The sequence below is a fragment of the Achromobacter sp. CSND-B12 genome (assembly GCF_052906545.1).
Genome location: NZ_JBREGJ010000001.1, coordinates 3,809,490 through 3,822,717, shown reverse-complemented (window position 1 = coordinate 3,822,717; position 13,228 = coordinate 3,809,490). Strand labels below are relative to the sequence as shown.

The following is a 13,228-nucleotide window of genomic DNA, read 5'->3' as shown; positions in this document are numbered from 1 at the left end:
GCCCCTCAGGCGCCGCGCGGCGCCCTCATTCCTTGCGCAGCTTGGCGGGCAGCACCGGCCCCTGCATCTCGCGGATCGCCTCGACGAATTCGCCGATGTCCTCGAAGCTCTTGTACACCGACGCAAAGCGCACGTAGGCCACCTTGTCGAGCTTGCGCAGCTCGTTCATGACCAGTTCGCCGATATGCCCGGAAGCCACTTCGCGCAGCCCGCTGGCCAGGAGTTGTTCCTCGATGCGGGCGACGGCGGCGTCCACGTCCTCGGTGCTGACCGGGCGCTTGCGCAGCGCCAGGCTCAGGCTGGCGCGCAGCTTGGCGGGATCGTAGTCGCTGCGGCTGCCGTTGCGCTTGACCACGGACGGCATCGCCAGCTCCACCCGCTCGTAGGTGGTGAAGCGCTTGTCACAGGACTGGCAGCGGCGCCGGCGACGGATGGCGTCGCCCTCTTCCGAGACACGGCTGTCGACGACCTGCGTTTCGGAGTTGCCGCAAAATGGACACCGCATGTGTGATCCCTGAAAACACGGAAAGCAATAATTCGCCCACATTGTAACGAGGCGACAGTCGATCCGTGGCGACTATGACAAATTCGTCCCTATTATTTTTGCCACGATGACCGCTGGCGCGCAAGCGCCATTGGCCCGAAAACAAAAGGACGGCCCCTTGCGGAGCCGTCCTCGTCATGTGCCGGCGGGAAAGATCCGCCGCCGCATCACTTCTTGCCGTACACCGGCAGGCGCGAGGTCAGCTCATTGACCTTGGCGCGCACGGCGGCGATGTTGGCTTCGTCACGCGGGTTGTCCAGCACGTCGGCGATCAGGTTGGCGGTCAGCTCGGCCTCGGCTTCGGTGAAGCCGCGGGTGGTCATGGCCGGCGTGCCCAGGCGGATGCCGCTGGTCACGAAGGGCTTTTCCGGATCGTTCGGGATGGCGTTCTTGTTGACGGTGATATGAGCCTGGCCCAGCACGGCTTCGGCTTCCTTGCCCGTGATGCCCTTGGCACGCAGGTCCACCAGCATGACGTGGCTTTCGGTTCGGCCCGAAACGATGCGCAGGCCGCGCTTGACCAGCGTGTCGGCCAGCACCTTGGCGTTCTTGACCACTTGTTGCGCGTAGGTCTTGAATTCGGGTTCCAGCGCTTCCTTGAAGGCCACGGCCTTGCCGGCGATGACGTGCATCAGCGGACCGCCCTGGATGCCCGGGAAGATGGCCGAGTTGATGATCTTCTCGTATTCGGCCTTCATCATGATGACGCCGCCGCGCGGGCCGCGCAGCGACTTGTGCGTGGTCGAGGTGACGAAGTCGGCGTGCGGCACCGGGTTGGGGTACGCGCCGCCGGCGACCAGGCCGGCGTAGTGGGCGATGTCGACCATGAACAGCGCGCCGTTGTCGTGGGCGATGCGGGCCATGCGCTCGAAGTCGATGTGCAGGGCGTAGGCCGAGGCGCCGGCGACGATCAGCTTGGGCTTGTGTTCCTTGGCGAGCTGCTCGACCTGGGCGTAGTTCAGGACTTCGTTTTCGTCCAGGCCGTACGAGATGAAGTTGTACAGCTTGCCCGAGGCGTTGACCGACGCGCCGTGCGTCAGGTGGCCACCTTCGGCCAGGCTCATGCCCAGCACCGTGTCGCCCGGCTTCAGGACGGCCATGTACACGCCCTGGTTGGCCTGCGAACCCGAGTTGGGCTGCACGTTGGCGGCTTCGGCGCCGAAGATCTGCTTCAGGCGGTCGATGGCCAGCTGCTCGACCACGTCGACGTATTCGCAACCGCCGTAGTAGCGCTTGCCCGGGTAGCCTTCGGCGTACTTGTTCGTGAGCTGCGTGCCCTGGGCTTCCATGACGGCCGGGCTGGCGTAGTTCTCCGAAGCGATCAGCTCGATGTGCTGTTCCTGGCGAACGTCTTCCTTCTGGACGGCGGCCCAGACGTCCGGGTCAGCCTTGGAGAGGGTGAGGTTGCGGTCAAACATGACGGGGGGTTCCTGAGGCGGTAAGAGAGGAGAAAACTGCGCCCGGGTGGGTAAACCCGGATAATGACGAATAGTTTACCGCGTACCGCCGCTTTCCCTGTCGCCAAAATGCCCCGAACAGAGGTAAAAGTCCCGGCAAGGACGGGAAAGTTCCTCCCATCCGCCGTAACCGGAAAACGCGCTCAATCCGGCTTGAAAAACTTTCATGCAATGCGTGGACGCCACCCCGCCCGCGGCGCAAACAAAAAGGGCCGCAACAAACGCGGCCCTTTCGGCTGGCGGATCGACAACGGCGATCAGGACGCCGAGGTCGCCCCGATCTGCTTGGGCGCCAGCTTCGGGTTGAGCGTGTAGGTGCCGGTCAGCGACGCCTGCGCCAGCACGTGCTTCTGGATGGCGCGCAGCGCGTCCTCGCCGGTGAACGAACCCTGCAGGTTCAGCGTATGGACGTCCAGCGCATACAGCGTGAACACGTAGCGGTGCACCAGTGCGTCGTTCCAGGGCGGGCACGGGCCGTCATAGCCGAAATAGTCGCCGCTCATGTCGTGGTCGTTGGCGAACCAGGACGAGTACGAGTTGATGCCCTGGCGGGCATCCAGCGGCGCCAGCGGGCCGCCCTTGCCACGCGGCGTGATACCGCTGGAAAAAGCGCCTTCGTCGATTTCACGCATGTCGGCCGCCAGGTCGACCAGCACCCAATGGAAGAAATCCACCCGCGGCAGGTCGGCCGGCACTTCACGGCCCTCCTGGTTGACGTCGTCGGGCTTGGAGGGAACGTCCGGGTCGTGGCAGATCAAGGCGAACGACTGCGTACCCGCCGGGACATCGTCCCAGGAAAACTGCGGGTTGTAGTTGTCAGCCAGCGCGACGTGCGATTGCGCATCGATCTTGCCGAAGGCGTAGCGCTCCGGAATCGACTCGTTATCGGAAAAAGACAAACTCGAAAGTTTCATGTCGTGCTCCTTGAAGTGCTGCGAAGGCATCCCAGCCTTGAACGTCCCCCCAGCGTATCAAAATCTTCGCGATTATGGGTTCAACTTAACACGCGCGAACTTGCGCTTGCCCACCTGGACCACGTAAGTCCCCGCAGGCAGTTGCAACGATTTGTCTTCGACCCGGTCGCCATTGACGCGCACCCCGCCCTGCTCGACGTTGCGCTGCGCCTCGGAACCCGAAGCCACCAGGCCAGCCTCGCGCAACAGTTTGAGGATGCCGACCGGCGCGCGGCCGATGCTGACCTCGGGCATGTCCTCCGGAATCGCGCCGTCGCGGAAACGCGCCTCGAACGCGGCCAGGGCGTCCTCGGCGGCCTTGGCCGAATGGAAACGGGTGATGATTTCCTGCGCCAGCATGACCTTGGCGTCGCGCGGATTGCGGCCGCCGTCGATCTCCTGGCGCAGCGCGGCGATGTCTTCCAGCGAACGGAACGACAGCAGCTCGAAGTAGCGCCACATCAGCGTGTCGGAAATCGACATCAGCTTGCCGAACATCGAATCCGGCGACTCCGAAATGCCGATGTAGTTGCCCTTGGACTTGGACATCTTCTCGACACCGTCGGTGCCGACCAGCAGCGGCATCGTCAGGATGCACTGCGGCTCCTGTCCATACTCCTTCTGCAGCTCGCGGCCGACCAGCAGGTTGAACTTCTGATCGGTGCCCCCCAGCTCCAGATCGGACTTCAGCGCCACCGAGTCGTAACCCTGCATCAGCGGGTACAGGAATTCATGCACCGAGATCGGGATGCCGCCCTTGAAGCGCTTGGTGAAATCTTCGCGTTCCATCATGCGCGCCACGGTATAGCGCGACGCCAGCTGGATCATGCCGCGCGCGCCCAGCGGGTCGCACCACTCCGAGTTGTAACGGATCTCGGTGCGAGCCGGATCCAGTACCAGGCTGGCCTGCGCGTAGTAGGTCTTGGCGTTGGCCTCGATCTGCTCGCGCGTGAGCGGCGGGCGGGTGCTGTTGCGGCCGCTGGGATCGCCGATGGTCGAGGTGAAGTCGCCGATCAGGAAGATGACCTCATGGCCCAGGTCCTGCAACTGGCGCATCTTGTTGAGCACCACCGTGTGGCCCAGGTGGATGTCCGGCGCGGTCGGGTCCAGCCCCAGCTTGATGCGCAGCGGCACGCCGGTGGCGCGGCTGCGGGCCAGCTTGCGGGCGAATTCGGCTTCGACCAGCAACTCATCGCATCCGCGCTTGGCAATACGCAGATCGGCTTCGACTTCGGGGGTGATGGGGGCTTCGGAGGGTGACATTTTTGGGGGGCCGCAACGGCTTCAGCCGATAAAAAGGTGTAAAAAGTGACGAAAACTATCGAAAATTCTAGCCGAATCAGCTAGGATACCGCCCTAATCATACGCAACTGTCATATATACGCAGTTGTGCTCCGGTTACCACCCGTTGTTCACAAGATGCGCCCCGCGCCAGCCCTTGCCCCGGAAAACGTGGCGCGCGGGGGCCGTTCGTGTCACGCACCCTGCGAGCTCATGCCACCTGAGAGGGTATCTTCACGATGAATCGTGGCCTCCACGACCTGGCGAGTAGCATCAAACGCAAAGTTGCCGCCGTATTTGCGCCCGTCGAGCCCAAGCCGCATCGCTCGGGACTTTTCCGCCGCACTCTCCTCGTCACCGCCATGGGTCTGTTTGCCGGCGCCGCCGCCTTGGGCATGGTGCAGCAACCCGACCGCAGCGAACTCCCCCCGTCCCGCGTCATCCAGAGCATCCTGCCGCTGACCACCGAACAGGTCGAAGTCAGCACCCCCAGCGCCGCGCCCTACATCAGCGAAACCCGCATCCGCGCGGGCGACACGCTGGCCGCCGTGCTGCAGCGCCTGGAGCTGGACTCCCCGGACCTGCAGACCTTCCTGACCCACGACGCCAGCGCGCGCAGCATCTACAAGCTGTACCCGGGCCGGTCGGTGCAGGCCGCGACCGACGCCGAAGGCAACCTGATCTGGCTGCGCTACATCCACACGCCGGGCAACGAGGCCGACGGCCAGGTCGTCACTCGCATGCTGCACGTGGCGCGCACCGACGACGGCTACAAGGCCGAGGAAATCACCGAAAGCACCGATCGCCAGACCCGCGTCGCCGTGGGCACGATCCGGTCCTCGCTGTTCGGCGCCACCGATGCCGCCGGCATCCCCGATTCGGTCACCATGCAGATGGCCGACATCCTCAGCGCCAAGATCGACTTCCTGCGCGACCTGCGCCAGGGCGACCAGTTCCGCGTGGTCTACGAAGTGCGCTCGCACGATGGCCGCTACGCCGGCGCCGGCCGCGTGCTGGCCCTGGAATTCATCAACGGCGGCAAGACCTACTCCGCCGTCTGGTTCAGCGCCGACAACAAGACCGGCTCGTACTACGACTTCGACGGCACCAGCCTGCGCGGCGCGTTCCTGCGCACCGCCCTGAAGTTCAGCCGCATCAGCTCGACGTTCGGCATGCGCATGCACCCCATCCACAAGACCTGGACGGGGCACAAGGGCGTGGACTATGCCGCGCCGTCAGGCACGCCGATCCACTCCACGGCCGACGGCACGGTGGAATTCGCCGGCTGGCAGAACGGCTACGGCAACGTGGTCATCGTCAAGCACCACGGCAAGTACTCGACGCTCTACGCGCACCAGAGCCGCATCGCCGAAGGCATCACCAAGGGCAGCAAGATCTCGCAAGGGCAACTGATCGGCTACGTCGGCGCCACCGGCTGGGCCACCGGTCCGCACCTGCACTACGAGTTCCGCGTCGACAACCAGCCGATCGACCCGTTGTCGGTCGACCTGCCCGTCGCCCGCGCCCTGGAACCGGCCGAAATCCGCGCCTTCAATCAGGCCGTGGCGCCGTACAAGCAGCAGATCCAGCTGCTCACCGAATTCCAGCAGACCCTGCCCGACGCGCTGACCAACGTGGCCAGCCGCTGAGCCGGACCTGCATCACGCATCCGCAAGGCGGCCCGCGCATCTCGATGCCGGGCCGCTTTTTTACAGGCGGCTTTTGACATGACGACACCCCAGCATTTCATCGGCCTGATGTCCGGCACCAGCGTGGACGGCGTCGACGGTGTCCTGGCGCGACTGCGCGACGGCCAGCCGCCGCAGGTGCTGGCCAGCGCCAGCCTGTCAATGCCCGCCGCGCTGCGGGCCGAGTTCCTGGCCCTGAACCTTGCCGGCGACGACGAATTGGCCCGCGCCGCGCTCGCCGCCAACGAACTGGCCCGCCTGTATGCGCAGGTGGTGGCGGACCTGCTGGCCGGCGCCAAGCTGCAAGCGCGGGACGTTGCCGCCATCGGCGCCCATGGCCAGACGGTACGCCACCGCCCCGACAGCGGCTATACCGTGCAATTGAACGCGCCCGCCCTGCTGGCGGAGCTGACCGGCATCGACGTGGTGGCGGACTTCCGCAGCCGCGACGTGGCCGCCGGCGGCCAGGGCGCGCCGCTGGTGCCGCCCTTCCACGCGGCCGTGTTCGGCGCGCCGCAAGGCCGCGCGGTGCTGAACCTGGGCGGCATCGCCAACGTCACGCTGCTGGCGCCGGACCAGCCGCCACGCGGCTTCGACACGGGCCCGGCCAATGTCTTCCTGGATGGCTGGTGCCAGCGGCACCTGGGCCAGTCCTATGACGCCGACGGCCGCTGGGCCGCCAGCGGCCAGGTGCTGGCGCCGCTGCTGGAACAACTGATCGCGAGCGAACCGTGGTTCGCGCTGCCGCCGCCCAAATCGACCGGCCGCGACCTGTTCAACATGCGCTGGCTGGACGACCGGCTGGCCGCCTACGATGGTCCCAGGCCGGCGCCGCAGGACGTGCAGGCCACCCTGCAACGCCTGACGGCCCGCACAGTCGCCAACGCCATCGACGCCGCCGGCACGGACGTGCGCGAGCTCTATGTCTGCGGCGGCGGCGCCTGCAACCCCGGACTGATGCGTGAGTTGGCGTATTGCCTGCAGCGCCCGGTGCATGCCACCGACGCGCTGGGCGTCCCGGCGCAACAGGTGGAGGCGCTGGCGTTCGCCTGGCTGGCCCAGGCCTTCCTGGCGCGCCGCCCCGCCGGCCTGCCCGGCGTCACCGGTGCGCGTGGCGCGCGCATCCTGGGCGCCTTGTATCCCGCCTGACGCGCGCCGCCCGCACGACAAAAAGCCCCTCGGAAAACCGAAGGGCTTTTTTTGTGGCCGAGCGGGCGTGGCCCGCCGCCATCGCGGCGCAACGCCGCTACCGGCTTACACCGAGAACGACGAGCCGCAGCCGCAGGTGGTGCTGGCGTTGGGATTGCGGATGACGAACTGGGCGCCTTCCAGGTCTTCCTTGTAGTCGATCTCGGCGCCAACCAGGTACTGGAAGCTCATGGGGTCGACCAGCAGTTGCACGCCGGCCTTGTCCAGCACGGTGTCGTCTTCGTTGACGACTTCGTCGAACGTGAAACCGTACTGGAAACCCGAACAGCCGCCGCCCTGCACGAACACGCGCAGCTTCAGCTCGGGGTTGCCTTCCTCGGCCAGCAGGTCCTTGACCTTGGCGGCAGCCGAGTCGGTGAACACCAGGGGAGCAGGCGGGGCGGCCTGCAGGTCGACAGTTTCGGTCACTGCATTCATGATTCACTCCTGGCCGCTGGGGCCGTATTCCGATGAGCGGCTGCGCCGCTCGCATGTAGTCACTATAGCGCAGCGCCGCCCGGACTCAAAGTTCGAGCTTGACGCTGCGGGAGGCGCGGACCACATCGCCCTCCAGGACACTGATGGTGACGCTTTCGGGGACAAATCCCTCGGGCACGGCCAGGACGCCCTGGCTGCGCTGGTACTGGTCGAACTGCAAGGCCAGCGACGCCGCGGTGGTGGTTTCGCCGGTGGCGGGCACGGGACCGCTTTCGGCCTTGACCTGCATCGGCGCCAGGTCCACGGTGACGGTTTCGCCCTTGAGCGTGCCGACGGCCTGGAACCGCAGCGTGCCGGCGAACGGGGCGGCACCATTGCGGCCGCTGCGCATCAGCAGCACCTTGTAGCGCAGCCCGCCGCCTTCGCGGTCGATCTGGGCGCCGCGGATGTCCACGGTGCCTTCGGGCCCCGGGGGCAGCAGTTGTTCATAGAACGCCAGCTGGTCGCGCACGCGGCCGATCTCGGCCTGCGCGGCGTGCAGCTGGGTTTCGAGTTCCTGGCGCGCCGAGCGCTCGATCACCAGCTCGCCGTCGGCGGTATCGAGCTGGCCGCGCAGGTAGCGCAATTGCACCGCCTGCTGGCGCATGGCTTCGTCGCGCGTCTCGACCTGCGCCGCGCTGAGCACGACGGCGTCCTTGGGTTGGTAGACGCCGCGCGCGTAGTAATAGCCCGCCGCCGCGCCCGCCAGCACACCGGCCAGCACGCCGGCGGCGACCCGCAGGCCGAGGCCGGCACGGGAAGTTCGAGGCGTCGCGGAGGAATCGTTGGACATGGGGAGCGGGCCGGCGGCAAACCGCCAGCCCGGCCGGACATCAAGGCAGGATCGCGACCTGGTCCAGGCCGACGGTCTCGGGCAAGCCGAACATCAGGTTCATGTTTTGCACGGCCTGGCCGGCCGCGCCCTTCACCAGGTTGTCCTGCACCACCATGATGATGAGCTGGTCGCCGCCGCCCGGGCGCGACAGTGCGATGCGCAGGTTGTTGGAAGCGCGCACCGAGCGCGTCTCGGGCAGGCTGCCGGCGGGCATGACGTCGACGAACGCTTCGTCGGCGTAGCGCTGCTCGAACAGGGCCTGGAAGTCGGTGTCGCGCGCCTCGGGCTTGATGCGGGCGTAGATGGTCGAGTACATGCCACGGATCATCGGCACCAGGTGCGGCACGAAGGTCAGGCCGACCTTGCCCCCGGCGATCTTCTCGAGCTGGGCGACGATTTCGGGATGGTGACGGTGGCCGGCCACGCCGTAGGCCTTGAAGTTGTCGGATGCCTCGGAGAACAGCGAGCCGACTTCGGCCTTGCGGCCGGCCCCGGAAACACCCGACTTGCAGTCGGCGATCAGGGTCTGCGCATCGACCAGTTGCTTGCCGCCTTCGAGCAGCGGGGCCAGGCCCAGCAGCACGGTGGTCGGGTAGCAGCCCGGGTTGCCGATGACGCGCGCCTTGGCGATGGCTTCGCGGTTCAGCTCGACCAGGCCGTACTGGGATTCAGCCAGGATGTCCGGGCAGGTATGGGGAATCTTGTACCAGCGTTCGAAGGTGGGCACGTCCTGCAGGCGGAAGTCCGCGGCCAGGTCGATGACCTTGGTGCCGGCGGCGATCAGTTCCTGGGCTTGGGCCATGGCCACGCCGTGGGGCGTGGCGAAGAACACCACGTCGCAGTCGGTCAGCGTGGCCTTTTCCGGCGCGGAGAAGGCGATCTGCACGCGGCCGCGCAGGTTCGGGTACATGTCGGCCACCGGCAGCCCGTCTTCCTTGCGGGACGTGATGGCGGTCAATTCCACATGGGGATGCTGCGACAGCAAGCGCAGCAGTTCGACGCCGGTGTAACCGGTGCCGCCGACGATACCAACCTTGATACGGGAGTTCGATGCTTGGGCCATGATGTGTGCTCTTCGTAGAACGAGGCTCGATTGTATCGCTCGGACAACCGGCCTTGCCGCCACGCCGGAAACCGCGCGGCAACCGCTGTCCGACCGGACGAAGCCCGCGGAGTTCCGCGGGCCTGGACGGGGCCTGGGCCCCCGGGATGTAAAAAAAAGCCCGCACGAGGCGGGCTTTTTTCGCAGCGATTAACGCTTGCTGAACTGCTTGCGACGGCGCGCCTTGCGGAAGCCGACCTTCTTGCGTTCGACTTCGCGGGCATCGCGGGTCACGAAACCAGCTTGCGACAGCGCGGGCTTCAGGGTCGCGTCGTAGTCGATCAGGGCACGCGTGATGCCGTGACGGACTGCGCCGGCCTGGCCGGTTTCACCGCCGCCGTGCACGTTGACCTTGATGTCGAACGATTCCAGGTGGCCGGTCAGTTCCAGCGGCTGGCGCACGACCATGCGGCCGGTTTCACGGGCGAAGAATTCGTCGACGGGCTTGCCGTTGACGACGATCTTGCCGGTGCCCTTCTTGATGAAAACGCGAGCCACCGAAGTTTTGCGACGGCCGGTTCCGTAGTTCCAGTTACCGATCATGGCGTTTCCTTAGATATCCAGCGTCTTGGGCTGCTGGGCGGTGTGCGGGTGCTCGGCACCGGCATAGACCTTCAGCTTCTTGATCATGGCGTAGCCCAGAGGACCCTTGGGCAGCATGCCCTTGACGGCCTTCTGAATGGCGCGACCGGGAAAACGCTCTTGCATCTTCTCGAAGTTCGTTTCGCGGATACCGCCCGGGTACGTGGTGTGGCGGAAGTACTTCTTGTCCTTCGCCTTGGTACCGGTAACGACGATATCGGAAGCGTTGATGATGACGATGTAATCGCCGGTATCAACGTGCGGCGTGAATTCAGGTTTGTGCTTGCCACGCAGACGACGTGCGACTTCGCTGGCCACACGACCGAGGACTTTGCCCTTGGCGTCGATCACAAACCAGTCACGTTGGACTTCATGCGGCTTGGCCACAAAGGTCTTCATGATGGTTCCTAGATATGAAAAATGGTCTCTGACTGGACGATCCAGCCAGGCTTTTTCCCCCAACTAGACAATGGAGCCGGCATCTTTCCAGCAACTGGGTTTCAGTGCCGGGTTTCAGCCAACCCACGGTCCCTATCGACGTCCCGCCTAAGCGTTATTACCCGCCCGTGCAATGGTCAAAATGAGGGAAAGCCTGAAATTCTACCACGGATGCTCAAAAAATGGGCAGCCGCGATCGAATCCGGGTGGATGGACAGCCGTTCCGAGGGAAACGACTGTCGCATTTTTAAAGGGGACGCAAGTGCACGCCGCCGGGAACCCCGCCAGCGCGCTCCGGCGCCCCTTGCCCGTTCCGCCGCGCGGATCATGCGCCCAGATAGGCTTCCAGCACCCGCGGGTGGCCCAGCAGCCCGCGACCGGTGCCCGACAGCGCCATGGCGCCGTTCTCCAGCACATAGCCGTGCTGGGCGATCTTGAGCGCCTGGCGCACGTTCTGCTCGACCAGGAACAGGGTCAGGCCGTCGGCGTTGATGGCCCGCAGCGAGCGGAAGATTTCCTGCACCACGATCGGCGCCAGGCCCATCGACGGTTCGTCCAGCAGCAACAGGCGCGGCTTGGCCATCAGGGCGCGGCCGATCGCCAGCATCTGCTGTTCGCCGCCGGAGAGATTGCCGGCGATGCCGGTGATCCGCTCTTTCAGGCGCGGGAACAGGTTGAAGACGTATTCCAGGTCCGAGTCGATGTTCTTCAGGCCGCGGCGGTAGGCGCCCAGCTCGAGGTTCTCCAGCACGGTCATGGTGGTGAGGATGGCCCGGCCTTCCGGCACCTGGACGATGCCGCGCGCCACCAGCTGGTGCGGCGCCAGGTTGGTGACGTCCTCGCCTTCGAACAGGATCTTGCCGCGCGCCTTGGGCAGCAGGCCCGACAGCGCCAGCAGCGTGGTCGATTTGCCGGCGCCGTTGGCGCCGACCAGGGCGGTGATTTCCTTGGCTTCCAGGTCCAGGTCGATGCCGCGGACGGCTTCGATGTGGCCGTAGTTGACCTCGAGTCCGCGGACTTCCAGCATTGCGCTGCTCATTGTGCGGCCTCCGCGTTGTCGGTGTCGTCGTCGTCCTCGCGGCCCAGGTAGGCCTCGATGACCTGCTCGTTGTTGCGGATCTCTTCAGGCCCGCCGCAAGCGATGATCTTGCCGAAGTTCAACACCGCGATGCGTTCGCACAGCCCCATCACGAAGCGCATGTCGTGCTCGATCATGAGGATGGTGTAGCCGCGGTCGCGGATCGCCAGGATCTCGCGCATCAGCTCGGCGCGCTCGCCGGTGTTCATGCCGGCGACCGGCTCGTCCAGCAGCAGCAGCTTGGGCTCGGTGGCCAGCGCGCGCGCCAGCTCCAGGCGGCGCTGCTCGCCGTACGACAGGTTGTCGGCCAGGTCGTTGGCCTTGTGGTCCAGGCGCATCCACGTCAGCAGCTCGTGGGCGCGCTCGCGGGCGCGCTTTTCGTGCTCGCGGTAGCCCGGCAGGCCCAGCAAGAGACTGGGAAAGCCGTAGTTCATGTGGCGGTAGGCGCCCACCACCACGTTTTCCAGCAGCGTCATCTCCTTGAAGAGACGGATGTTCTGGAAGGTGCGGGCGATGCCCATGCGGGTGATGGCGTGCGGCTTGCGACGCAGCAGGCTCTCGCCATTGAAGGCGATGCCGCCGCCGCTGGGCGGCAGCAGCCCGGTGATCAGGTTGAACACCGTGGTCTTGCCGGCGCCGTTGGGTCCGATCAGGCCGAAGATCGCGCCTTCGGGCACCGACAGGCTGACGTCATGCAGCACGTGCAGGCCGCCGAAGCTCTTGGAAACGGAGGTCAGCTCAAGCATGGCGCTTGCCTCCTTGACGCATCCAGCGCTTGAAGCGCGCCGGATCCCAGATGCCTTGCGGCAGGAACAGCACAATCACCACCAGGATCACTCCGTTGATGACCAGGCGGAAATCCGCGAAGCCGCGCAGCAACTCCGGCAGCACGGTGATGATGAAGCTGCCCAGCACGGGGCCGGCCAGGCCGCCGATACCGCCCAGGATGGCCATCGTCAGGATTTCCACGCCACGGTCGAAGCCGTATTCGTTGGGGCCGATGAAGAAGGTCAGGTGCGCATTGAGCGCGCCGGCCAGGCCGGCGATCATGGCGCCCGCCACGAAGGCCAGCATCTTGTTGGCGCGCACGTCGATGCCCATCAGGCCGGCCGCGGTCTCGTCGCCGCGGATGGCCTCGAAGGCGCGTCCGATCTTGGAGGCGCGCACTCGCCACAGCACGAACAGCACGATGACGACCGCCAGGATGACGTGCCACCACTGCGTCAGCTGCGGAATGCCGTTCAGGCCCAGCGCGCCGCCGGTGATCGACTCGGTGTTCAGCACCGTCACCCGCACCACTTCGCCAAAGCCCAGCGTGGCCATGGCGAGGTAGACCCCTGACAGCCGCAAGGTCGGCAAGCCGATCAACGCCGCCACCAGGGCCGGCGCCGCCATGCCGCCGGCCAGCGCGACCGGGAACGAGACGTCGTAGTTCATGGTGAGCAACGCCGCCGCGTAGGCGCCGATGCCCATGAAGGCCGCATTGGCCATGGCCAGCATGCCGCAGGCAAGCGTCAGCCAGATGGAGAGGGCCAGCAGGGCGTTGGTGCCGAGCGTCAGCACCAGGTTGCCATAGATGGCCCAGAAGTTTTCGAATCCGCTCAT

14 protein-coding genes are annotated in these 13,228 nt (G+C 65.8%); 2 read left to right on the top strand and 12 right to left on the bottom strand.

Translation table 11 applies throughout. The features are described from left to right. Positions 1 to 25: 25 nt before the first annotated feature. From nrdR to tyrS, 4 genes are all read right to left on the bottom strand, one after another. The gene (nrdR, locus tag ACUTAG_RS17925) at positions 26 to 505 is read right to left on the bottom strand and encodes a transcriptional regulator NrdR (RefSeq protein ID WP_006388651.1); all 480 of its coding nucleotides are present in this window, start codon (positions 503 to 505) and stop codon (positions 26 to 28) included. A gap of 206 nt (positions 506 to 711) precedes the next feature. Next, positions 712 to 1,962, bottom strand: a complete 1,251-nt coding sequence (gene glyA / locus ACUTAG_RS17920) for a serine hydroxymethyltransferase (protein ID WP_006388650.1) — start codon at positions 1,960 to 1,962, stop codon at positions 712 to 714. 296 nt (positions 1,963 to 2,258) lie between these two features. Continuing rightward, complete coding sequence (locus tag ACUTAG_RS17915) at positions 2,259 to 2,915, bottom strand: YbhB/YbcL family Raf kinase inhibitor-like protein (protein ID WP_006388648.1); 657 nt, start codon at positions 2,913 to 2,915, stop codon at positions 2,259 to 2,261. A 72-nt stretch (positions 2,916 to 2,987) separates the two neighbouring features. Then, positions 2,988 to 4,217: a tyrosine--tRNA ligase gene (tyrS, locus tag ACUTAG_RS17910; RefSeq protein WP_148317588.1), complete on the bottom strand. Its 1,230-nt coding sequence runs from the start codon at positions 4,215 to 4,217 to the stop codon at positions 2,988 to 2,990. 257 nt (positions 4,218 to 4,474) lie between these two features. Between tyrS and ACUTAG_RS17905 the strand changes: the two genes are divergently transcribed. Then, positions 4,475 to 5,884 carry a M23 family metallopeptidase gene (locus ACUTAG_RS17905; protein WP_026383217.1) on the top strand — a complete coding sequence of 470 codons (1,410 nt, stop codon included), beginning with the start codon at positions 4,475 to 4,477 and terminating at the stop codon, positions 5,882 to 5,884. Between the two features lie 78 nt (positions 5,885 to 5,962). After that, positions 5,963 to 7,072, top strand: a complete 1,110-nt coding sequence (locus tag ACUTAG_RS17900; RefSeq protein WP_024067699.1) for an anhydro-N-acetylmuramic acid kinase — start codon at positions 5,963 to 5,965, stop codon at positions 7,070 to 7,072. 105 nt (positions 7,073 to 7,177) lie between these two features. Here the strand turns inward: ACUTAG_RS17900 and erpA are convergent, their stop codons facing one another. The 8 genes from erpA to ACUTAG_RS17860 form a co-directional block, all read right to left on the bottom strand. Continuing rightward, the gene (gene erpA, locus ACUTAG_RS17895) at positions 7,178 to 7,549 is read right to left on the bottom strand and encodes an iron-sulfur cluster insertion protein ErpA (protein ID WP_006388644.1); all 372 of its coding nucleotides are present in this window, start codon (positions 7,547 to 7,549) and stop codon (positions 7,178 to 7,180) included. Between the two features lie 85 nt (positions 7,550 to 7,634). Beyond that, complete coding sequence (locus ACUTAG_RS17890) at positions 7,635 to 8,381, bottom strand: DUF6776 family protein (protein WP_006388643.1); 747 nt, start codon at positions 8,379 to 8,381, stop codon at positions 7,635 to 7,637. Between the two features lie 40 nt (positions 8,382 to 8,421). Further along, positions 8,422 to 9,486, bottom strand: coding sequence for an N-acetyl-gamma-glutamyl-phosphate reductase (gene argC / locus ACUTAG_RS17885; RefSeq protein WP_148317590.1), 1,065 nt, complete (start codon positions 9,484 to 9,486; stop codon positions 8,422 to 8,424). Positions 9,487 to 9,675: 189 nt separating this feature from the next. Further along, on the bottom strand, positions 9,676 to 10,068 hold the full coding sequence (rpsI, locus tag ACUTAG_RS17880) for a 30S ribosomal protein S9 (protein WP_006388641.1): 393 nt from the start codon (positions 10,066 to 10,068) through the stop codon (positions 9,676 to 9,678). 9 nt (positions 10,069 to 10,077) lie between these two features. After that, a complete protein-coding gene (rplM, locus tag ACUTAG_RS17875; RefSeq protein WP_006217309.1) occupies positions 10,078 to 10,506 on the bottom strand; it encodes a 50S ribosomal protein L13 in 429 nt (142 codons plus the stop codon). Between the two features lie 364 nt (positions 10,507 to 10,870). Further along, complete coding sequence (locus ACUTAG_RS17870; protein WP_006388640.1) at positions 10,871 to 11,584, bottom strand: ABC transporter ATP-binding protein; 714 nt, start codon at positions 11,582 to 11,584, stop codon at positions 10,871 to 10,873. Continuing rightward, positions 11,581 to 12,369, bottom strand: coding sequence for an ABC transporter ATP-binding protein (locus ACUTAG_RS17865; protein ID WP_049071173.1), 789 nt, complete (start codon positions 12,367 to 12,369; stop codon positions 11,581 to 11,583). The genes ACUTAG_RS17870 and ACUTAG_RS17865 overlap by 4 nt, the downstream gene beginning before the upstream one ends. Further along, complete coding sequence (locus ACUTAG_RS17860) at positions 12,362 to 13,228, bottom strand: branched-chain amino acid ABC transporter permease (protein WP_006388638.1); 867 nt, start codon at positions 13,226 to 13,228, stop codon at positions 12,362 to 12,364. The genes ACUTAG_RS17865 and ACUTAG_RS17860 overlap by 8 nt, the downstream gene beginning before the upstream one ends.

What these genes read in the sequence shown, in the direction of transcription:
- erpA (WP_006388644.1), bottom strand. Translation starts at nt 7,549, where the DNA reads ATGAATGCAGTGACCGAAACTGTCGACCTGCAGGCCGCCCCGCCTGCT.
- ACUTAG_RS17905 (WP_026383217.1), top strand. Translation starts at nt 4,475, where the DNA reads ATGAATCGTGGCCTCCACGACCTGGCGAGTAGCATCAAACGCAAAGTT.
- ACUTAG_RS17870 (WP_006388640.1), bottom strand. Translation starts at nt 11,584, where the DNA reads ATGAGCAGCGCAATGCTGGAAGTCCGCGGACTCGAGGTCAACTACGGC.
- ACUTAG_RS17890 (WP_006388643.1), bottom strand. Translation starts at nt 8,381, where the DNA reads ATGTCCAACGATTCCTCCGCGACGCCTCGAACTTCCCGTGCCGGCCTC.
- ACUTAG_RS17900 (WP_024067699.1), top strand. Translation starts at nt 5,963, where the DNA reads ATGACGACACCCCAGCATTTCATCGGCCTGATGTCCGGCACCAGCGTG.
- glyA (WP_006388650.1), bottom strand. Translation starts at nt 1,962, where the DNA reads ATGTTTGACCGCAACCTCACCCTCTCCAAGGCTGACCCGGACGTCTGG.
- ACUTAG_RS17865 (WP_049071173.1), bottom strand. Translation starts at nt 12,369, where the DNA reads ATGCTTGAGCTGACCTCCGTTTCCAAGAGCTTCGGCGGCCTGCACGTG.
- ACUTAG_RS17915 (WP_006388648.1), bottom strand. Translation starts at nt 2,915, where the DNA reads ATGAAACTTTCGAGTTTGTCTTTTTCCGATAACGAGTCGATTCCGGAG.
- ACUTAG_RS17860 (WP_006388638.1), bottom strand. Translation starts at nt 13,228, where the DNA reads ATGAGCGGATTCGAAAACTTCTGGGCCATCTATGGCAACCTGGTGCTG.
- tyrS (WP_148317588.1), bottom strand. Translation starts at nt 4,217, where the DNA reads ATGTCACCCTCCGAAGCCCCCATCACCCCCGAAGTCGAAGCCGATCTG.
- rpsI (WP_006388641.1), bottom strand. Translation starts at nt 10,068, where the DNA reads ATGATCGGTAACTGGAACTACGGAACCGGCCGTCGCAAAACTTCGGTG.
- rplM (WP_006217309.1), bottom strand. Translation starts at nt 10,506, where the DNA reads ATGAAGACCTTTGTGGCCAAGCCGCATGAAGTCCAACGTGACTGGTTT.
- argC (WP_148317590.1), bottom strand. Translation starts at nt 9,486, where the DNA reads ATGGCCCAAGCATCGAACTCCCGTATCAAGGTTGGTATCGTCGGCGGC.
- nrdR (WP_006388651.1), bottom strand. Translation starts at nt 505, where the DNA reads ATGCGGTGTCCATTTTGCGGCAACTCCGAAACGCAGGTCGTCGACAGC.